General features: G+C 62.6%; 17 protein-coding genes. 12 read left to right on the plus strand and 5 right to left on the minus strand.

Annotated elements, in window-relative coordinates; all coding sequences use genetic code 11:
- Nucleotides 1–24 precede the first annotated feature (24 nt).
- From LT40_RS09220 to LT40_RS09235, 4 genes are all read left to right on the plus strand, one after another.
- Nucleotides 25–2,025, plus strand: a complete 2,001-nt coding sequence (locus LT40_RS09220) for a polysaccharide biosynthesis protein (protein ID WP_043193531.1) — start codon at nucleotides 25–27, stop codon at nucleotides 2,023–2,025.
- 245 nt (nucleotides 2,026–2,270) lie between these two features.
- Complete coding sequence (locus LT40_RS09225; protein ID WP_420329678.1) at nucleotides 2,271–3,167, plus strand: glycosyltransferase family 2 protein; 897 nt, start codon at nucleotides 2,271–2,273, stop codon at nucleotides 3,165–3,167.
- A gap of 16 nt (nucleotides 3,168–3,183) precedes the next feature.
- Nucleotides 3,184–3,819, plus strand: coding sequence for a CatB-related O-acetyltransferase (locus LT40_RS09230; protein ID WP_043189154.1), 636 nt, complete (start codon nucleotides 3,184–3,186; stop codon nucleotides 3,817–3,819).
- Between the two features lie 169 nt (nucleotides 3,820–3,988).
- The gene (locus LT40_RS09235) at nucleotides 3,989–4,879 is read left to right on the plus strand and encodes a glycosyltransferase (protein ID WP_043189158.1); all 891 of its coding nucleotides are present in this window, start codon (nucleotides 3,989–3,991) and stop codon (nucleotides 4,877–4,879) included.
- Nucleotides 4,880–5,032: 153 nt separating this feature from the next.
- Here LT40_RS09235 and LT40_RS09240 read toward each other — a convergent pair whose 3' ends face one another.
- Nucleotides 5,033–6,256, minus strand: coding sequence for an O-antigen ligase family protein (locus tag LT40_RS09240; protein WP_052393365.1), 1,224 nt, complete (start codon nucleotides 6,254–6,256; stop codon nucleotides 5,033–5,035).
- A 277-nt stretch (nucleotides 6,257–6,533) separates the two neighbouring features.
- Between LT40_RS09240 and LT40_RS09245 the strand changes: the two genes are divergently transcribed.
- A complete protein-coding gene (locus LT40_RS09245) occupies nucleotides 6,534–6,857 on the plus strand; it encodes a ComEA family DNA-binding protein (RefSeq protein ID WP_043189162.1) in 324 nt (107 codons plus the stop codon).
- 32 nt (nucleotides 6,858–6,889) lie between these two features.
- Here LT40_RS09245 and LT40_RS09250 read toward each other — a convergent pair whose 3' ends face one another.
- Nucleotides 6,890–8,170: a glycosyltransferase gene (locus LT40_RS09250; RefSeq protein ID WP_043189164.1), complete on the minus strand. Its 1,281-nt coding sequence runs from the start codon at nucleotides 8,168–8,170 to the stop codon at nucleotides 6,890–6,892.
- A 448-nt stretch (nucleotides 8,171–8,618) separates the two neighbouring features.
- Between LT40_RS09250 and LT40_RS09255 the strand changes: the two genes are divergently transcribed.
- From LT40_RS09255 to LT40_RS09285, 7 genes are all read left to right on the plus strand, one after another.
- Complete coding sequence (locus tag LT40_RS09255) at nucleotides 8,619–9,080, plus strand: ANTAR domain-containing protein (RefSeq protein WP_052393366.1); 462 nt, start codon at nucleotides 8,619–8,621, stop codon at nucleotides 9,078–9,080.
- A 95-nt stretch (nucleotides 9,081–9,175) separates the two neighbouring features.
- Complete coding sequence (locus tag LT40_RS09260; RefSeq protein ID WP_043189167.1) at nucleotides 9,176–10,471, plus strand: MFS transporter; 1,296 nt, start codon at nucleotides 9,176–9,178, stop codon at nucleotides 10,469–10,471.
- 300 nt (nucleotides 10,472–10,771) lie between these two features.
- The gene (locus LT40_RS09265; protein WP_043189169.1) at nucleotides 10,772–11,770 is read left to right on the plus strand and encodes a 2-dehydro-3-deoxygalactonokinase; all 999 of its coding nucleotides are present in this window, start codon (nucleotides 10,772–10,774) and stop codon (nucleotides 11,768–11,770) included.
- Between the two features lies 1 nt (nucleotide 11,771).
- On the plus strand, nucleotides 11,772–12,395 hold the full coding sequence (locus LT40_RS09270) for a 2-dehydro-3-deoxy-6-phosphogalactonate aldolase (protein WP_043189172.1): 624 nt from the start codon (nucleotides 11,772–11,774) through the stop codon (nucleotides 12,393–12,395).
- 175 nt (nucleotides 12,396–12,570) lie between these two features.
- Entirely contained in the window at nucleotides 12,571–13,719 is a 1,149-nt protein-coding gene (dgoD, locus tag LT40_RS09275) for a galactonate dehydratase (RefSeq protein WP_043189174.1), read from the plus strand.
- 178 nt (nucleotides 13,720–13,897) lie between these two features.
- Nucleotides 13,898–15,208, plus strand: coding sequence for an MFS transporter (locus tag LT40_RS09280; protein ID WP_043189177.1), 1,311 nt, complete (start codon nucleotides 13,898–13,900; stop codon nucleotides 15,206–15,208).
- A gap of 58 nt (nucleotides 15,209–15,266) precedes the next feature.
- Nucleotides 15,267–16,058, plus strand: coding sequence for an IclR family transcriptional regulator (locus LT40_RS09285; RefSeq protein ID WP_043189179.1), 792 nt, complete (start codon nucleotides 15,267–15,269; stop codon nucleotides 16,056–16,058).
- A gap of 461 nt (nucleotides 16,059–16,519) precedes the next feature.
- On the opposite strand, the gene LT40_RS09290 is transcribed toward LT40_RS09285, so the two are convergent.
- The 3 genes from LT40_RS09290 to efeB form a co-directional block, all read right to left on the minus strand.
- Entirely contained in the window at nucleotides 16,520–16,975 is a 456-nt protein-coding gene (locus LT40_RS09290) for an REP-associated tyrosine transposase (RefSeq protein WP_043189181.1), read from the minus strand.
- A 790-nt stretch (nucleotides 16,976–17,765) separates the two neighbouring features.
- Entirely contained in the window at nucleotides 17,766–18,593 is an 828-nt protein-coding gene (gene efeO, locus LT40_RS09300) for an iron uptake system protein EfeO (RefSeq protein WP_043189185.1), read from the minus strand.
- Between the two features lie 27 nt (nucleotides 18,594–18,620).
- On the minus strand, nucleotides 18,621–19,934 hold the full coding sequence (gene efeB, locus LT40_RS09305; protein ID WP_043189187.1) for an iron uptake transporter deferrochelatase/peroxidase subunit: 1,314 nt from the start codon (nucleotides 19,932–19,934) through the stop codon (nucleotides 18,621–18,623).
- Between the last annotated feature and the right edge of the window lie 238 nt (nucleotides 19,935–20,172).

Genomic DNA, 20,172 nt, shown 5'->3' on the forward strand with positions numbered 1-20,172 from the left:
AGGGGCCATTCGGGTCAAATGTTGATGGATAGAATACGTACACGCTTGCTGGGTTTGCCGCGTCGCCAGAAGCGCATGCTGCAAGTGGTCACAGACATCGTATTGGTCTGGGTCGCGCTGTGGATGGCGTTCCTGGTGCGCCTTGGCATCGAGGACATGTACAACCCGATCCGTGAGCACGACTGGCTGTTCATGGCCGCGCCGCTGGTAGCGATACCGCTGTTCATTCGTTTTGGCATGTACCGCGCGGTGATGCGGTACTTCGGCAACGATGCACTGGTGGCCATCGTCAAGGCGGTCAGCCTCTCGGCGCTGATCCTGGCGGTGGTGGTGTATTGGTACAGCAATCATCAGACGGTGGTGCCGCGCTCGATCATCTTCAACTACTGGTGGATCAGCCTGGTAATCATCGGCGGCCTGCGCCTGGCGATGCGTCAGTACTTCATGGGCGACTGGTTCAACGCGGTGCATAACGTGCCATTCGCCGGGCGCGACGACCGCCTGACCAAGGTGGCGGTGTACGGTGCAGGTGTTGCGGGCAATCAACTGGTCGCTGCGCTGCGCATGGGCCGGGTGATGCGTCCGGTAGCGTTCATCGATGATGATCCCAGCATTTCCGACCGGGTAATCGCTGGCATCCAGGTGTTCAAGCCCAAGCATATCCAACGCATGATCGACCTGACCGGCGCCGAGGAGCTGTTGCTGGCGCTGCCGTCGACGTCACGCTCGCGTCGTCGCGAGATTCTCAGTTTTCTGGAAGGCTTTCCCCTGCACGTGCGCAGTGTGCCCAACTTCACCGCCTTGGCCAGCGGTGAGGTGAAGGTCGACGACATTCAGGAAGTGGACATCGCCGACTTGCTCGGCCGCGATTCAGTGCCTGCGCAGGATGACTTGCTGGAGCACTGCATCGCCGGCAAGTCGGTGTTGGTGACCGGGGCAGGGGGGTCGATCGGTTCCGAGCTGTGCCGACAGATTCTGAGCCTGGAACCGGCGCTGCTCATTTTGCTGGACCATGGCGAGTTCAATCTCTACACCATCAGCGGCGAGCTCGAGCAGCGTGCTGCTCGCGAAGGGTTGAGCGTCCAGATGCTACCGACCCTGGGCACGGTGCGCGACCAGGCCAAGCTGCTCGAAGTGATGACCACCTGGAAGGTGGATACGGTCTACCACGCCGCGGCCTACAAGCATGTACCGATGGTGGAGCACAACATCGCCGAAGGCGTGCGCAACAACGTGCTGGGCACGCTGAATTGCGCCCAGGCGGCTCTGCAGGCAGGGGTGGCCAACTTCGTGTTGATTTCCACCGACAAGGCAGTGCGTCCGACCAATGTGATGGGCAGCACCAAGCGCCTGGCCGAGATGACGTTGCAGGCGCTCAGCCGCGAAGTGGCCCCGGTGCTGTTCGGCGATCCGGCCAATGTGGCGCGGGTCAACAAGACGCGCTTCACCATGGTGCGTTTTGGCAACGTGCTGGGCTCGTCCGGTTCGGTGATTCCGTTGTTTCACAAGCAGATCAAATCGGGTGGGCCGGTGACGGTGACGCACCCGAACATCACCCGTTATTTCATGACCATTCCCGAGGCCGCGCAGCTGGTGATCCAGGCCGGCTCCATGGGGCGCGGAGGCGAGGTCTTCGTGCTGGACATGGGCGAGCCGGTCAAGATCATCGACCTGGCGCAGAAGATGATTCATCTGTCGGGCTTGAGTATTCGTTCGGAACAGAACCCTCAGGGTGATATCGGTATCGAGTTCACCGGGTTGCGGCCGGGTGAGAAGCTGTACGAAGAATTGTTGATCGGCAACAACGTGGTCGCTACCCGTCATCCAATGATCATGAGTGCCCATGAGGATCATCTGCAGTGGGAAGCGCTCAAGGGTGAGTTGAGTGGTTTGCTGCGTGCACTGGACGAAGCCGACTTCGACCGGGTCCGCGCGATCCTGCAAGAAGCGGTCAGCGGCTACGCGCCCGAAGGCGAAATCGTCGACTGGCTGCACATCCATCAGCACCGTGGCAGCAACGACTAAGCATGGACCGAACATGCCGATCTGTTCCCGGTGGGAGCGGTCCGTGGCCGCGAAAGCCGCACCGCGGTGTGCCTGACCCACAGCGTCAACCTATTCGCGGCCGATGACCGCTCCCACGGGTGGGGCCTCTTCCTATACCTCACTGCGGCGGTTAGGCATTGGTCGACAATCGGGTACGGATCGCCCATCATGCACCGCTGCCGATACCAGGCCGTACATATCCGAACCAGTCGTTGCCCATAAAAATGACCGACCTACTTTCCGAACCTGCTGTTCGAGCCGACATGGCGGATCTCCCCCTCGTCTCGATCGTGGCGCCGTGCTACAACGCTGAGAAGTTTCTCGAGGAGGCGCTGGCCAGCATCTTCGCCCAGGACTACCCCAATTTCGAAGTGATCATCGTCGACGACGGTTCCAGCGACCGCAGCATCGAAATGCTCACGGCGCTGCAGGGTACCTACGACTTCCAGTTGCTGCAGCAGGCCAACCAGGGTGTCAGCGCGGCGCTCAATTTCGGCCTCCAGCACGCCCGTGGAAAATACGTCTCCACCCCGGATCTGGACGACGTCATGCTCGCTCACTCCCTGCGCGTGCGCGTCGACTACCTCGAACAGCATCCTGAAGTCGGTGCCGTAGGTGCATTGATTACCTACATGGACACCCAGGGCAACGCCCTCAAGGACCAGACCCACACCCGCATCCGCCGCATGGATTTCGCCGATATCCTCGCCAATGCCCGGGTGTGCGGCGCGCCGGTGTCGCTCTACCGCATGGACGTGCTGCGCAAGGCCAAGTTCTACGACCCGGCCATCAAGGTGCAGGACTTCCAGATCACCCTGCGCATCGCCGAACAGGGTGTCCAGATTCACATGCTGCCGGTGATCGTCACCCGCTACCGGCGCCATCCGCACAATCTGTCGCGCCGTTACAAGACTCTTCTCGAGGCCGACATGCGTGCCATCGAGCCCTATCGCGGGCACCCTGGTTACGAGCGTGGCCGCGCCAAGCTGGTCAACAAGGCGTTGAAGTACGCCGTGGTGGAAGACAAGAAGGATGCGTTGCGCCTGCTGCGCTCCATCCCGCTCAAGCTATGGGACCGCACTACGTTTCGCCGTCTCAAGCGTTTGGTGCTGCACTGGTAAGTAAGGATATGCGTCGATGAAGTGGTGGGACCGGTTGAAGAAAAGGAAGGTGCGCAAGCACCTCGGTCAGTTCGAAAAACTGTTCCGTGGGCCTGAGCGAATCCGTTTGCGTTACCCGCAGTACTCGTTTGGCGTGGGCACCTACGGCATTCCCGATGTGCAGGAGTTTGGTGACGCTACCACCCTGAAGGTGGGCAACTACACGTCTATCGCCGAGGGCGTAAGGATCCTGCTCGGCGGTGGCCACCGCACCGACTGGGTATCGTGCTTTCCGTTTCCGTTGATCATTGACGAGGTCAAGGATGTGCCGGGCGCAGCGCCTACCAAGGGCGACGTGATCGTCGGCAGCGACTGCTGGCTGTGCGCCAACGTTCTGATTCTGTCTGGTGTAACAGTTGGACATGGCGCGGTCGTTGCAGCCGGTGCGGTAGTGACCAAGGACGTACCGCCCTATGCCATGGTGGGAGGCAACCCTTGCCGGTTCATCAAATGGCGGTTCGAGGAGCCTGTAAGGCAAGCGCTGCTGGCCTCGGCGTGGTGGGAATGGCCCGTGGCCGAGGTCAAGGCCGTGGCTCACCTGCTGTGCAGCGACGACCTGGAGGCATTCCTGGCCTATGCCCGCGATCGCCAATCCTCCGCGGTGCTTCAGTAAGGTATTGAATTGTTTCAATAGGTTAGCTGGTTGTACGTAAGGCCTGACAGTCATTGTGGGCATGCATTGTTACAATGCGAACGGCCCGGGTGAATGACCTCGTGGCCTGTCATACCTTGAGTACGTGCCATAGCATAGGCACGGCTTCTTTTTTTTCAGAGCAGCGAATATGAACACGTCCATCTCCGACAATCGAAAGCAGCCTCTGGTAACGGTGATCATCGCATCGTACAACCACGCGCCGTATATCGAAGCGTCGATCGGCAGCGTGCTGGCGCAGACCTACGCCAACATCGAGCTGCTGGTGGTGGACGATGGCTCGACCGATGGCAGCGTCGAGCTGCTGCGCACGCTCAGCATCCAACACGGTTTCGATCTGCGTGTGCAGGAGAACAAGGGGCTGTCGCGGACCTTGAACGAGTCGGTGGCGCGTAGCAAAGGCAGCCTGGTGGTGCCGTTCGGTTCGGATGACGTGATGTTTCCCCATCGTATCGCTACCCAGGTGGCGTACATGGAAGGCAAGCCCGAGGTGGGCATCTGCTCGGCCAATACCGAGATCATCGATGCCACCGGCAAGGTGATGTGCGAGCGCGAGCAGCGCAAGCGCAACGAGCCGTTCCGGCGGCTGGATTTCGACGACATGTTCATGGACCGCAAGCCCGGGCCCACCGCTGCCACGCTGATGTTTCGTCGCGAGGCGCTGGAGAAGGTGGGCGGGTTCGATCCGGAGATCCGCCTGGAGGATGTCTACATCGAGCTGGCGGTGACGCGGGCAGGGTATTTCATCGACGTGCTGGGCGAGCCGTTGGCGCAGTATCGCAAGCATGCGACCAACACCTACAAGAACGGCCGCTTCATGGTCGAGAACGTGCTCAAGACCTATGCGGTGTACCGCGAGCACCCGGCGTACGAGCAAGTGCGCTGGCGCTTCCTGAATTCGATGTTCTTGAAGTACGCCCGCAAGGACAAGGGCCTGAGCAGGGAGCTCCTCGGCATGATCCCGCTCAGGGCCTGGAACAAGAAAACCCTGCGCGGCATGATCCGCATGGTGTTCGGCTAGAGCCCCGCTTGCAACAGGCTTACCGGTGCCTGTAGCAGCGGCGCGAGCCGCGTCCGAGTCCGCTGTGGTGTATCAGATGAAACGCATGGGCCGCCGACGCGGCTCGCGCCGCTGCTACAGAGAGCTCAATCCCGTGTAGCAGCGGCGCTGCAGTCAGTCGGTTTTAGCGGGGCGGCCAAGGCGGTTGCCCCAGTGGCATAGCCATTGCGCATATACCAGGCCCATCGGAATCCAGATCAGGAACCAGTGCTCCTTGGGCCGGGACATGAAGGCGCTGCCTTCGGTCAGACCCGAGGCGAACCCGAACACCAGCCAAGTGGCGGCCAACACCACCTGCGGTTCACGCCGATTCATCCAGCAAAAGCGCATGGCCAGTCCGTACAGCACCATCCACAGGCTCAGCCCCGCTACGCCGCCGATGTACAGCACGCCCAGTTCGATATTGTGCGGGTCGGCCAAGGTGTATGGCAGCCCCGGAATCACGATGGTCATCTCCGAATCGTAACCGCGCCCCAGCCACGGGTTCTCCCCGATCTGACGCAACGATTCCATCCAGATTTCCGGTCGGTAAGATGCACCGCGTGAAGTCAGCACGTCAGGCATCACCACATACAGCGCCGCGATCCCCAGCAAGGCAATGGCAATTGCCAGGCCGCCACGCTTCTTGTTGCCTGCGGCCATCAGCCAGAGCAACGCTGCGGCCATGCCGATGATCGGTGTCCGCGAGCCGGTGGCGATCAAGGTCACCCCCAGTACTGCCAGGCAGCCCAGTGCCAACGGATTCCACGGATTGCGACCGATGTACCAGGTGGCCAGCCAAACGCTGGCGAAGGCGCCGAACACGTGCGCGCTGAGCAGGGGGTTGTAGAGCGCCCCATACCCGTCCAGACGACTGCCCAGGGACGCGCCCTGCACCCCATAGAAATAGATCAACGACAAACCCGCCGCCGCCGTCGCGATCAGCGCCGCCAGACGGGTGATCTGCGCCAGCCGCGCCGGCATCTTCAGTGCAATGAGGCCTGCGGAGAGCAACACCATGGCGATGTACAGCGGCCGCTTGAACAGCGAGCCGAAGTCTTCGCCGTCCACTGCCCAACTCACGCTGAGCAGGATGTAGGCGCTGAACGCCACGAAGGCGAGGAACATCGGATTGCGCACCAGCGCCTTGAACGGGCTTGGTTGTAGCGCCAGGGCCAGCAGCGTGGGGACGGCGAGGAAGATGTAGAACAGCTTGTGGTAAAGCGAGCGATCCCAGGCCCAGAACATGCCGGTCATGATGACCAGCCAGCCGATGGGCAGGACGTAGGCGTTCAGCACATGCGTCGTACGCTCGCGCACGGACGTGCCTTGAGTTGGGGTGAGGGGTTGTCTGTCCATAGGCCTAGGTAATGAAATATTGAGGGCGGGTGGATTGTACGTGGATGTGACTTCGTATCAACAGTGAAGGTCCTGGCGCTGAATAATCCTACGGATCGGCGCTAGCCAAACATGTGCTTACACAGGTTCCATAGCCTGAAGCCGCCGTTTAGCGAAGGGGTGGGGTGCGCGGACACGTCGTGCAACACGGTGGCGGTGGAACAACTGGCAGGCTGGGCTAGGGTTCCCAGGCGGCTGGGAATGCCGCGTTTCCCATTCACGTCATGGAGCGTATGCAATGCGTAAGATCCTTCTTCCCGCACTGGTGCTGGTTCTGTTCGCCAGCACTGCCGGGCCACTCACCACCCCAGCGGCAATGGCAGCTGCGCCGACGTCGACATTGAATGCACGGGCCAGCCCACCGGGGCGGGTCAACCTCAATACGGCGGACGCGGAAACCCTCAAGCGGGAGCTGTCTGGGGTTGGGCTGACCAAGGCCACTGCCATCGTCAAGCACCGACAGACCTACGGACCGTTCGAATCGGTCGAGGAGTTGCTGGAAGTCACCGGGATCGGGAAAACCCTGCTCGACCGCAATCGCGAAAAGCTCAGAGTTGACTGATGGCTTGTGCGGCTGGCCTCGCTCGGGCGGGTTCAACCGGAACTGACGAGGCGCAGCTTGAAGCGATCGGGAATCACCGCCTCGATGATATCGGCGGCGCGCTGGGTGCCGCCCATCAGGTGAATGGCATCGGCCAGGTGTTCCAGGTCGGGCCATTGGTTTTCCAGTAAATGACGCATGTGTTGCGCCAGCTCCTGGCTACTGCTGTGCCGGCTGGCATGCACCCCGGAACCGCTGTAGGCCACCCGCGCCGCAACACCTGGCTGGTCGGCGGCGATGGGCAAGGCCAGTATCGGCGTTTCCGCCACGACGGCTTCGAGCACGATGTCGAGGTCGCCGTGGGTCACCAGGACGTCGGCGTACTGCAATAGCATGTGCTGATCGGCAAAATCCGTGACCCAGGTCGCGCCATGTCGCAACAGTTGATCGCTTTGGCGATGGTTCAGTCCGCCGCAGTGCATCACCAGCAGTTGTGCATCGAGCATCTTGCAAGCCTGGGCGATCCGCTTGAACAGATTCATCCGGTTGCCATGCAGCGCACCCAGGGTCGCGACGACGAAGGGCCGGGTGTTGTCCAGTGTGTAGGGCAGATGGTTGGTTTCGTCCGAAATACGGCGCAGTGGGCCAACCTCATGAAACCAAGGCGGCAGGTTGGGCCGCGGGAAGTCGAACTCGAGCACCGTCTGGCTGATCTGCGCCAGCGGCGACAGGCATTGGTGCAGGCCTTCGCGTGCAGGCAGGCCGAGCGCAGCGCACTGGCGGGCGATGGCCATGCGCAGTGGTTTCATCAGCCAGTCATGAAGACGCTGCGCCCGCGCATAGCGCTTGACCGCATCGTCGCCTCGCTCATAGGGGTAGGGCAACACCGCCAATGGAACGGTTACATCCTCGCGATTGACCGGCAGCGCGCAGGCAATCGAAACGAAAGGCAGGCCGAGGGATTCCGCCACCAGCCCGCCGGCCGCCTCCAATTGATCGCAGAGAAGCGCATCGATACGAGCCTCCTGAAGGGCGGCGGGAAGATGTTCACAAAGCATCTCCGTCATCTGCGCCATGTCCGCATAGTTGCGACGTTGGCCCAGCAGGGTGTCGAAGTCGGCGGCCAGTGCCAGGCTCTTTGAAAGGCTCCCGGCAGGGAAGCGTTCGTCGCCGACACTGCGGAACTTGATCTTGTCGAACCGCAACAGGTGACGGGCGTCGGGTCGGTGAAAAAACGTCACGCTGTGGCCGCGCTCGATCAACTCCATGGCCAAGTGTTCAAGTGGCTGGAAGTGGCTCGGCAACGGCGGAGCGATGATGGCAAAGCGGATCATTGTCGACTCCCGCAGGTTCAGACGAGCACAGTGCACCAAGCCCGGTCTCCACGGCAAGCTGGGCGGGCCGCGCACTGATGCAAGCTATCTGCATGAGGGGAGGGATTGAAGCTATGAACCCGGTTCCGTGACGCTCGTTCCATATTCTGTTGCAAATTATGCAACTCGACAGCGCTCGTCGTCGGAAAAACATCTGGAATGAGTCCGTCAATAAAAAATAAAGCCATTTAAAACATAGCCTTATCAGAAATCCCGAATGTGGTTTGTGATTTGTAGTCAAATGCTCGACGTTTTCCATTCCGAACTGCTGTATTGGAGAGTAAGCTTGCCGGCGGGCCACCCACTGCGGGTGATATCGATTGGAAGACGCGGGTCGGATTGCACCCGCTGTAGTGGCTTGGCGCGGCGGGTAAGGGACCGTCCTGCGCCCATGCCTGGGAAGTGGATGATGGCTGACAAGACATTGCGGATCCTGATTGCCGACGAGTTGGACCAGCAAGCCGTGCAAATCGAGCGAACACTCAACAACCTGGGCTACTTCAGAGTGGTGCCGGTGGGTTCGCTCGACGAATTGCTGACCATGGTACAAAGCGCTTACCAGCCGTTCGATCTGTTGATTGCCAATACCGACATGGCCGTGCGCTCGGGTGTCGATCTGCCGCGGTTCTGCAAGAACAGTGAGCACGTTCGCCATGCGTTGCTGTATGAAAGCCAGAAGCGCGTCGAGACCGAACTGGCCGATGCCAGCGGCGAGCGCCTGAGCACCAGCGTGACGCAGCTGCCGGACCGTGACGCCCTGCAAACCTTCATGGCCATCGTCGAGTCGCCCAAGGCACCGCCAGAGCACCGTGTACGGGTGATCGGCGATGGCATGCGTGCACGCAAGTCCGTGAATTCCCCGCCCCTGTAACCGCATCGCGCCTGCCACGACCGACACTTTTTGCTATCCTGCGCGCCTTTGACAGGCGCGAGCATACGCGCCGTCGGTCACCAGCGGACTTGCCCATGCCTGCCGATAGCTCAACCCAGCCACTGCTGCTCAGCCGCAGCGACCACAAGACCCTGGGCCTGGCAGCCCTGGGCGGTGCGCTGGAGATCTACGATTTCATCATCTTCGTATTCTTCGCCCTGACCCTCAGCCAGCTGTTCTTCCCACCACAGATGCCCGAATGGCTGCGCTTGCTACAGAGCTTCGGCATCTTCGTGACCGGTTATCTGGCACGCCCACTGGGCGGCATTGTGATGGCGCACTTTGCCGATCGGCTAGGGCGCAAGCGGGTGTTCAGCCTGAGCATCCTGATGATGGCGGTGCCCTGCCTGTTGATCGGAGTGATGCCCACCTATGCCCAGATCGGCTACTTCGCGCCACTGCTGCTGCTTGCCCTGCGGATCCTGCAGGGCGCGGCGGTAGGAGGCGAGGTGCCCAGTGCCTGGGTGTTCGTGGCCGAGCACGTGCCGCAGCGGCGACGCGGCTATGCATTGGGATTTCTCCAGGCCGGGCTGACCTTCGGCTACCTGCTGGGTGCGCTGACCGCTACCCTGCTGGCGCGACTGTATACCCCCCAGGAAATTCTCGACTGGGCCTGGCGGCTGCCGTTTCTGCTTGGCGGCGTGTTTGGCGTGGTCGGGGTGTGGCTGCGGCGACTGCTCAGCGAAACGCCGGTGTTTCTGGCGATGCGTGCACGCAGCGAGCAGGTCAGCGAGTTTTCCCTGCGTACCGTATTGCGCGAGCACCGCGCCTCGCTGATTCCCGCCGTGTTGCTGACGTGCGTGCTGACCTCGGCGGTGGTGGTACTGGTAGTGATCACGCCGACGGTGATGCAGCAACGCTTCGGCCTCGATGCGCGGCACACCTTTGCCTTGAGCAGCCTGGGTATCGTTTTCCTGAACATCGGCTGCGTACTGGCAGGGCTGCTCGTCGATCGCATTGGCGCCTGGCGCGCACTGGTGCTCTACAGTGTGCTGCTGCCCGTGGGCATCACTGCGCTCTATGCCAGCCTGGTAGCCGGGGTGGGGAACCTGGGTGTGGCCTACGCTATGGCCGGCTTGGGCTGCGGGGTGGTCGGCGTGGTGCCCTCGTTGATGGTTGGTCTGTTCCCCGCCAAGGTTCGCGTGTCGGGTATCTCGTTCACCTACAACATCGCCTATGCACTGTGGGCCAGTACCACGCCGTTGCTGCTGATTGCACTGATGCCGTGGAGCCCGTGGGTGTGCGTCGGCTACTGCCTGTTGATGGGCGCCGTAGGTATCGGCACCGCGTGGTTCTTCGGCAGACGCCGAGCCCTTCAGGCATTTGCCTGACTTCAAACGAACCGGCCTCTCCAGGCCGGTTTTTTTATGCCCCCGATTTCTGGGCAGCAGGCCAACCTGTGGGAGTGGGCTCTGCCCGCGAAAGGCGCGCTGCGGTCTGGCAGATATACCGCAGTGGAGCCTTCGCGGGCAGAGCCCGCTCCCACAGAGAGCGTGCTCTCTAAAGATGAAGCGCTTGATTTATCCCTATATATGGGATTGATAATTATATATTGAGATTTTACTCAAGATAGATTTATAGTCGGCCATCACACACCGCCACTCACTACCAAAAACAAACAAGGTGAAGCGATGCAGCCGCAACTCGTTGCACTCGATTGGGGAACCAGTTCCCTGCGAGCCTATCTGCTCGGCCCTGATGGCCATGTACTCGACCAGCGCTCGCTGGATCGCGGCATCATGCAGCTGTCTAATACTCCCCGCACCATTGCCGGCGAATCCACCCACGATGGCTTCGAGCTGACGTTCGATGAAGCCTGTGGCGACTGGCTCGACGCCTATCGCGATGTGCCCGTGATCGCCTGCGGCATGGTCGGCAGCGCCCAGGGCTGGCACGAAGTGCCTTATTGCCCAAGCCCTGCGCAGGCCGGCGACGTGGCTGCCGGAATGGCGCGGGTACGCACCTTGCGGGGTATCGACCTGCACCTGGTGCCCGGCGTGCTGCAGCGTTCCACGCTGCCCAATGTGATGCGCGGCGAGGAGACCCAGATTTTCGGTCTGCTGCAGTCGCTGCCCCAGGCCGAGCGCGACCAGACGCTACTGGTCGGTCTGCCCGGCAGCCATTCCAAGTGGGCGAGGGTGGTCGAACAGCGCATCGAGCATTTCGACACCTTCATGACCGGCGAACTGTTCGCCGCAGCCAGTGCCCATACCATTCTTGGCCGCACCCAGAAGCGCAGCGCTTCGTTCGACAGCGCGGCGTTCGAGCGCGGCGTGGCCGTGGCCACGTCCCGCGAGGGCAGCATTGGTGTGCTGTCGACCATGTTCAGCGCGCGCAGCCTGGGTTTGACTGGCCAATTGGCCAGTAGCGAACAGGCCGACTATCTGTCCGGCTTGATGATTGGTCATGAACTGCGCGCTTTGGCTGAAATGCTGCGCCAGCGCAGCTGCCACGACACGCTGCCGGCCGTGGTGCTGATCGGCAACGGCGCGCTGTGCCAGCGCTATCGACAGGCATTGGCCTTGTGCGGTTTCACCAGCGTCAGCCTGGCCGAACAGGCTACCGAACGCGGTCTCTGGAGCCTGGCGCTGGCCGCCGGGCTCGTCGCTCAACAGCTCCAAGAGGTTTGACATGCTCAAGCAAGCAATGGCCCAGAACGGGCTGATCGCCATTTTGCGCGGCCTGCGCCCCGAAGAGTCGGTGGCCATCGGCGAGGTGCTGTACGACGCCGGGTTTCGCATCATCGAGGTACCGCTCAACTCGCCGCAGCCCTACGACAGCATCCGCCTGTTGCGTAACACGCTGCCGGCCGATTGCCTGATCGGAGCGGGCACGGTGCTGTCGGCCGAGCACGTGCAGCAGGTGAAGGCGGCAGGCGGGCAGTTGATCGTCATGCCTCACAGTGATCCTGCAGTGCTCAAGGCGGCCAAGGAGGCCGGCCTGTACCTGGCACCGGGCGTGGTGACGCCGACCGAAGCCTTTGCCGCCCTGGTCGCCGGTGCCGACGTGCTGAAACTGTTCCCGGCCGAGTCGCTCACGCCCGCCGTGGTCAAGGCGTTGTTGGCAGTGCTGCCCAAGGGTACGGCGCTGGTGCCGGTGGGGGGTATCAGCCCTGACAACATGCACGCGTTTCTCGACGCAGGTGTGGCCGGCTTTGGCTTGGGTTCTGGTTTGTTCAAGCCGGGCATGACGGTGCAGCAGGTCGCGGATAACGCCAAGGCGTATGTGCAGGCGTGGCAGTCGCTTAAAGGTTGACATGCTGCGTGCGCCTGTAGGAGCGGTCATTGGCCGCGAAAGGGGCACCGCCCTGTGCTTGACACACCGCATTGCCTGGTTCGCGGCCGAAGACCGCTCCTACAGAAGATCGACAACAGCGAGCCCCGACAAAATTTTTGACGCTCGAGCGTCCATCGAACAAGAGAGACAACAGATGAAAATCACCAAACTCACTACATTCATCGTCCCACCGCGCTGGTGCTTCCTCAAAGTCGAGACCGACGAGGGTGTGGTCGGCTGGGGCGAGCCGGTGGTCGAAGGTCGGGCGCACACCGTGGCCGCGGCAGTCGACGAATTGTCCGACTACCTGATCGGCAAGGACCCACGCAACATAGAGGACATCTGGACGGTGCTGTACCGCGGCGGTTTCTACCGTGGCGGTGCGATCCACATGAGTGCGCTAGCCGGTATCGACCAAGCGCTGTGGGACATCAAGGGCAAGGCCCTGGGTGTTTCGGTCAGCGACCTGCTCGGCGGCCAGGTACGTGATCGCATTCGGGTGTACTCGTGGATCGGCGGCGATCGTCCGGCCGATACGGCGCGGGCGGCGAGTGAAGCCGTTGCCCGTGGGTTCACAGCGGTGAAGATGAACGGCACTGAAGAGCTGCAGTTTCTCGACACCTTCGACAAGGTCGATCGCGCCCTGGCCAGTGTGGCGGCCGTGCGCGATGCGGTCGGGCCGAACGTGGGCATCGGCGTCGACTTCCATGGCCGGGTGCACAAGCCCATGGCCAAGGTGCTGATGAAGGAACTGGATCAGTTCAAGCTGATGTTCATCGAAGAGCCGGTGCTGAGCGAGAACTATGAAGCGCTCAAGGAGCTGGCGCCGCTGACCAGCACGCCGATCGCGCTGGGCGAGCGTCTGTACTCGCGCTGGGATTTCAAACGAATTCTCAGTGAAGGCTATGTCGACATCATCCAGCCTGATGCATCGCACGCCGGGGGGATCACCGAAACCCGCAAGATCGCCAACATGGCCGAAGCCTATGACGTGGCACTGGCATTGCATTGCCCGCTGGGTCCGATAGCCCTGGCGGCCTGCCTGCAGCTGGATGCGGTCTGCTACAACGCGTTCATCCAGGAGCAGAGCCTGGGCATTCATTACAACGAGAGCAACGACCTGCTGGATTACGTAAGCCATCCTGAGGTGTTCGATTACGACAACGGGTTCGTGAAGATCCCCAACGGGCCAGGCCTGGGCATCGAGATCAACGAGGAGTACGTGCGGGAACGGGCCGAGATCGGCCATCGCTGGCGCAACCCGATCTGGCGCCATGCCGATGGCAGCTTTGCCGAGTGGTGAGGCCTGCCGCAGTGTGCCTGATATACCGCGCCGTGCCTTTCGCGGCCGCAGACCGCTCCCACGGGCACTGCGCCGATTGCGTGGGAGCGGTCATCGGCCGCGAACTGGGCAGTGCGCGGCCTCAGACTCACTGATCCGGCTACAGGCTCAGCTACAAATACAATAAGAGGTATGACCCATGCACACCCACACCGCATCCACCGCTCCGGCGCTGGCGACGCCCAGTCGCAAGCGTTTTTTCATCATGGTGCTGTTGTTCATCACCGTGGTGATCAACTACCTGGACCGCAGCAACCTGTCCATCGCAGCGCCCGCGCTGACCAGCGATCTGGGCATCGATCCGGTCCACGTGGGCCTGATCTTCTCGGCCTTCGGCTGGACCTACGCAGCCATGCAGATTCCGGGCGGCTGGCTGGTCGACCGCGTCCCGCCACGCATTCTCTACAGCGTCGCGCTGGCATTGTGGTCCATCGCCACAGTCATGCTGGGCTTCGCCGGCAGTTTCATCGCCTTGTTCGTGCTGCGCATGGCAGTGGGCGCGCTGGAGGCGCCGGCGTACCCCATCAACAGCCGCGTGGTCACGACCTGGTTCCCCGAGCGCGAGCGCGCTACCGCCATCGGCTTCTACACCTCCGGCCAGTTTGTCGGCCTGGCTTTCCTTACCCCCGTGTTGGCCTGGCTGCAACACGAATTCGGTTGGCACATGGTGTTCGTCAGCACCGGTCTGGTGGGCATCGTCTGGGCCGTGATCTGGTACGCCGTGTACCGCGAGCCGCGGGATTTCAAAGGCGCCAACGCGGCCGAGATCCAGCTCATCAGCGACGGTGGCGGTCTGGTCGACATGCAGAAGTCGGCGCGTCAGGCCAAGGCCGGTTTCAGCTGGACCGACCTGGGCATCGTGTTGAGCAAACGCAAGCTGTGGGGCATCTACCTGGGCCAGTATTGCCTGAACTCGACCTTGTGGTTCTTCCTGACCTGGTTCCCGACCTATCTGGTGAAATACCGCGGCATGGATTTCATCAAGTCGGGCATGCTCGCTTCGTTGCCCTTCCTGGCGGCCTTCGTCGGCGTGCTGTGCTCGGGGTTCTTCTCCGACTGGCTGGTCCGTCGCGGCGCCAGCATCGGTTTGGCGCGCAAGCTGCCGATCATCGGTGGTTTGCTGATCTCGACCTGCATCATCGGCGCCAACTATGTCGACTCCACGCCCTTGGTCATCGCCTGCCTGGCGTTGGCGTTCTTCGGCAACGGCCTGGCGTCGATCACCTGGTCGCTGGTGTCGACCCTGGCACCGGCGCGCTTGTTGGGTCTGACCGGCGGCGTGTTCAACTTCATTGGCAACCTGTCGGCGATCACCACGCCCATCGCCATCGGCTTCCTGGCGACCGGTGACTCGTTCGCGCCTGCGATCACCTACATTGCCGTCACGGCGCTGGTCGGGGCGTTGTCGTACATTTTGTTGGTGGGCAAGGTCGAGCGGATCGAGCTTTGACCGCATTGCAAGCAGGCGAACATAATGCGCCTGCTTTTTCCCCATGCGAAGGTTGACCATGCAGGACGACACAACCCCCGCCGCCCCGACCGGCACCCAGACCCTGCTGCGCGGCCTGGCGGTGATCCAGGCGGTCGCCGGCGGCGCCCGTGACCTCAAGGAGATCGCGCGGCGCATCGGCACCACGCGCAGTACCACCCACCGGTTGGCAAGCTGTCTGGTGGATGAGCGCTACCTGCGGGTGTTGCCTCAGGTGGGTTACCTGCTCGGCCCGCGCCTGATCGAGCTGGGTTTCCAGGCCCGGGACGAGGTGCCACTGGTAATGCTGGCCACGCCGTGGCTCGATGAGCTGTCGGTGCTGACCGGCGATACCATCCATCTGGCGGTGCGCGACGGCGACGAGGTTCTGTACCTACACAAGACCCCAGGGCGCAACGGCCCGGAAATGCGCTCGCGTGTGGGCCACCGCATGCCTCTGGCGCGCACCGGCATTGGCAAGGCATTGATGCTCGACGCGGGGGCAGGGGAGTGGCAACGACTGTTCGAGCGAGGCGAGGCGGTTGCGGCCGAATCCGCGCTATGGCCGGACCACCCGCAACTCACCTGGCCTCAGTTCCACGCAAGGATGCAGACCTATGTGGCAGGTCGATATGCGTTCGACCTGGAAGACAACGAACCCTCCATCCGCTGCGTGGCCGCGCCTATCCACGACGCCAGCGGACAGATCGTGGCGGCGATCAGCGTGGCCAGCACGCTGCCGTACATGCCCCTGGAAAAAATGCAGGGCCTGGTGCCCACCGTGCAAAAAGCCGCCCAGGCGGTCTCTGCCGAACTTGGCGTACGGGTGTAACCCTCTACACCGCGGTGCCCTTTTCGCGGCCACTGACCTCACCCACGGTGCGAGGCGGTGTGTCGATCCCGTGGGAGCGGTCATCGGCCGCGATGGGGGCGCGCGGTGTACCAGACAAAACGCGGCGCCGCTTTCGCGGCCACTGGCCGCTCCCACGGTGCGAGGCGGCGTGTTGATCCCGTGGGAGCGGTCATCGGCCGCGAAGAGGGCTCGCGGTGTACCAGACAAAACGCGGCGCCGCTTTCGCGGCCACTGGCCGCTCCCACGGTGCGAGGCGGCGTGTTGATCCCGTGGGAGCGGTCATCGGCCGCGAAGAGGGCTCGCGGTGTACCAGACAAAACGCGGCGCCGCTTTCGCGGCCACTGGCCGCTCCCACGTTGTGACGTGGTGTGTCGATCCTGTGGGAGCGGTCATCGGCCGCGAAGAGGGCTCGCGGTGTATCTGACAAGACGCAGCGCTCCTTACAGCCAAACTGCATCCCAAAGCGAGTAGTCCCCAACCCTGGAAACCAGCCCCGCACGAACCGGGTTTGCCACTACATAACGGGCGGTAGCGAGCAGATCCTCTTCCTTGCGCAATGCTCGGTCATGAAACCCTGCCTGCCACAGTTGTCCCATACTCCCAGACAGGTTGTTTACCGCTTTGGTCGACCGTGACTTGACTTGGCGCATCAGGCTTTGCAACGAAGCATCCTTCAGTTGCACCAGCCAGTGAACATGGTCCGGCATCACTACCCAGGCCAGCGATTGCGCCTGGTTCCACCGTTGGGCATTCATCAACTCCCTCACCACGCAACGGCCTAGTTTGAAATCCTGGAAAACTGGTGCGCGGTTCAGCACCACTGTGCTCAAGAGATAGATACCGCCGTGCTGCGAGTAGCGACCCGTGCGCAATTTGCAACTTTTGTAGAATGGCATGACAGCCTCCATGGCAAGAAAGCTGAATGTAGCCATTGAGCCCAATGGCATGGTGGTGAGATTGGTGACTGGCTATGTCATTGACAGTCAGGGTGCTTGTGCTGCGCTGCATTAGCACACAGCGGGTTGTCCGTTGGAGTGGTCCGTGGTCGCGAAGGGGGCACCGAGGTGTGTCAGGCGCACCGCATGCGCTGTTTCGCGGCCGATGACCGCTCCCACGGGGAGGCGGTGGGCGCGGTCAACTGTGGGAGGGGGGCAACCGAGGTGTGTCAGGCGCACCGCATGCGCTGTTTCGCGGCCGATGACCGCTCCCACGGGGAGGCGGTGGGCGCGGTCAACTGTGGGAGGGGGGCAACCGAGGTGTGTCAGGCGCACCGCATGCGCTGTTTCGCGGCCGATGACCGCTCCCACGGGGAGGCGGTGGGCGCGGTCAACTGTGGGAGGGGGGCAACCGAGGTGTGTCAGGTGGACCGCGTGCGCTGTTTCGCGGCCGATGACCGCTCCCACGGGGAGGCGGCGGGCACGGTCAGCTGTGGGAGCGGTCCGTGGCCGCGAAGGGGGCGCCGAGGTATGTCAGGTGGACCGCATGCGCTGTTTCGCGGCCTATGACCGCTCCCACGGGGAGGCGGTGGGTACGGTCAACTGTGGGAGCGGTCTGTGGCCGCGAAGGGGGCACCGAGGTGTGTCAGGTGGACCGCGTGCGCTGTTTCGCGGCCGATGACCGCTCCCACGGGGAGGCGGTGGCGCGGTCAGCTGTGGGAGCGAAGGGCGAGGTGCGGTGTCTCAGGCATCAGTTCAGGCCCAGCTTTCCGCGCAGGGTCGAGAGGTCTTCAGCGAGCGTGTTGACCGGGCCGATCAGGGCTTTGCGGTCGTTTTCCTTGACCTTGTCGTAGGTTTCGAAGCCGCCGTCCTTTGTACGGTACTTGGCCAGGATCTTGTCCACGGTGGCGAAGTTCTTGTCGACTTTGGCGGCGAACGCCTTGTCCTGGCCTTCGATCTGCGGACGGAACAGGTCGACGATTTTCTTGGCGCCGTCGATGTTGCCCTGGAAGTCATACAGGTCGGTGTGGCTGTAGCGGTCTTCCTCGCCCGACACCTTGGTCGCGGCCACTTCCTCGAGCAGTGCGGCAGCGCCGCCGACCACTTTTTCCGGTGGGAAGGTCAGCTCGGCGATGCGGTTCTGCAGATCCTTCACATCCTTGAGCAAGCCGTCGGCCAATGCGTCCAGCCCTTTGGTGGTGTTCTCCGAGTACAGGCTGTATTCCAGGCGATGGAAACCGGTGAAATCTTCCGCCTTCACGCCGGCTTCATGGTCGTCGACCCGGGAGTCGATCGACGCGTCCAGATCGCTGAACAACTCGGCGATCGGCTCGATGGCCTCGTAGTGCACGCGAGTCGGTGCGTACAGCTTCTTGGCGGTGGCTAAGTCGCCTTTCTTGATCGCGTCGGTGAACCTGGCGGTTTCCACGGCCAGTTGGTCAACCTTTTCGGTAACGTAGATCTTGTAGTCCGAAACCGGCCCCACCAGGTCCAGCGGCGACTGGGTCGCGGCGAAGGCCGATAGTGGAGCGTTCAACAGGCCAAGGGTCAGCAGCAGAGCGAGTGGCGTCTTTGTCATGAAGGGTTCCCCGGTGGTATCAGATGGTCATGCGGTGGTCGTGGTGGTTTTGGTTGCGTCGAGCAGGCTGCGGCCGATGAAGTCCTGGGCGCCGGTCACCCCCGGCAGGGTGAAGAAATAGCCACCGCCGACGGGCTTGAGGTATTCCTCCAGCGGTTCGCCGTTGAGGCGGGTCTGCACGGTGATGAAGCCTTTTTCCAGGTCCGCCTGGTAGCAGATGAACAGCAGGCCCATGTCCAGCTGGCCGTTCTTGTTCACGCCGTTCGAGTAGTTGAACGGCCGGCGCAAAATCAGATTTTGCTGCGACTCGGGCGTGCGCGGGTTGGCCAGGCGGATATGTGCGTCCAACTTGGTGATCTTGCCCTCGGGATCCTTGGCGTAGTCCGGCACATCGCTTTCGAGTCGGCCATCCATGGGCGCACCGGTGGTTTTCACTCGGCCGAAGATGTTTTCCTGTTCCTGCAGCGGGGTGCGGTCCCAGCGTTCGACGAAGTTGCGGATGATGCGCACGGCTTGATAGCTGCCGTGGGCCGCCCAGGCCGGCTCGTCGCTGCCGGGTTGGACCCATACCCGGGTGTCCATCAGGCGAGCGTCGTTGGAATCCGGGTTGGCGGAACCGTCGCGAAAGCCGAGGAAGTTGCGTGCGCTTTGTTCCGGTTCGCCCGGCTTGGCGGGCGCTTGTGGCGGCACGGTGCCTTCCTGTTTCCAGCGCACGAACAGCAAATCGGGCAGGTTCTTGACGATGTCGCGCAGGGCGTGAATGTTGCTGTCTGGCGTGTTGGCGCAGAACTGCAGGGTCAGGTCGCCGTGGCACTGATCGGCTTCCAGCGCATCGTTGGGAAAGCCGACCATGCGCGACAGGCGCTTGGGCTTGGCCTCGGCCAGGCCGAAACGCTCGTCGAACAGCGACTCGCCCACCGACACGGTGATGGTCAGGTTGTCCGGCACTACCACCGGGCCGAGGATGCCCGAGTCCACCGGAGGCAGCTTGGGGTCGACCTGGGCCACGGCGCCGCCGGTCATCAGGAAGCGAATGCGCTCGTCCAGGGTGCGGAACAGGCGCTCCAGGTCTTCGCGGTCGCTGGCCAGTACGTCGAACGCCACCATCATGCCGGCGGCGGGCCGCGGCGTGACGATCCCGGTCTGGTGCTGGCCCTGGTAGTCGTGACGGTCCTGGGTCTTTTCACTCTTTGGCGCTTCGGTCACTTTGGCCGCGGGGGCCGCCATTGCCGGGCAGCTCAGCCCTGCGCCGGCCAGTGCCGCGCCGGCGGCGCCCAGGCCCAACAGCACGCGGCGGCGCTGGGCATCGACCGGAGAATTCGGGTTGTCGGAGTTGCTCATGTTCGTTGACCTCGTATCTGTTCCATTCACCGAACCCCTGTAGCAGCGGCGCAAGCCGCGTCCAGCTTGGGCGCGTTCAGCCAGCCATACCGCGAATACCGCCGACGCGGCTTGCGCCGCTGCTACAGGGGTTGGCGCAAGCCGCGTCCAGCTTGGGCGCGTTCAACCAGTCATACCGCGGATACCGCCGACGCGGCTTGCGCCGCTGCTACGGGGGTCGGCGCAAGCCGCGTCCAGC

The sequence above is a fragment of the Pseudomonas rhizosphaerae genome, assembly GCF_000761155.1.
GTDB lineage: Bacteria > Pseudomonadota > Gammaproteobacteria > Pseudomonadales > Pseudomonadaceae > Aquipseudomonas > Aquipseudomonas rhizosphaerae.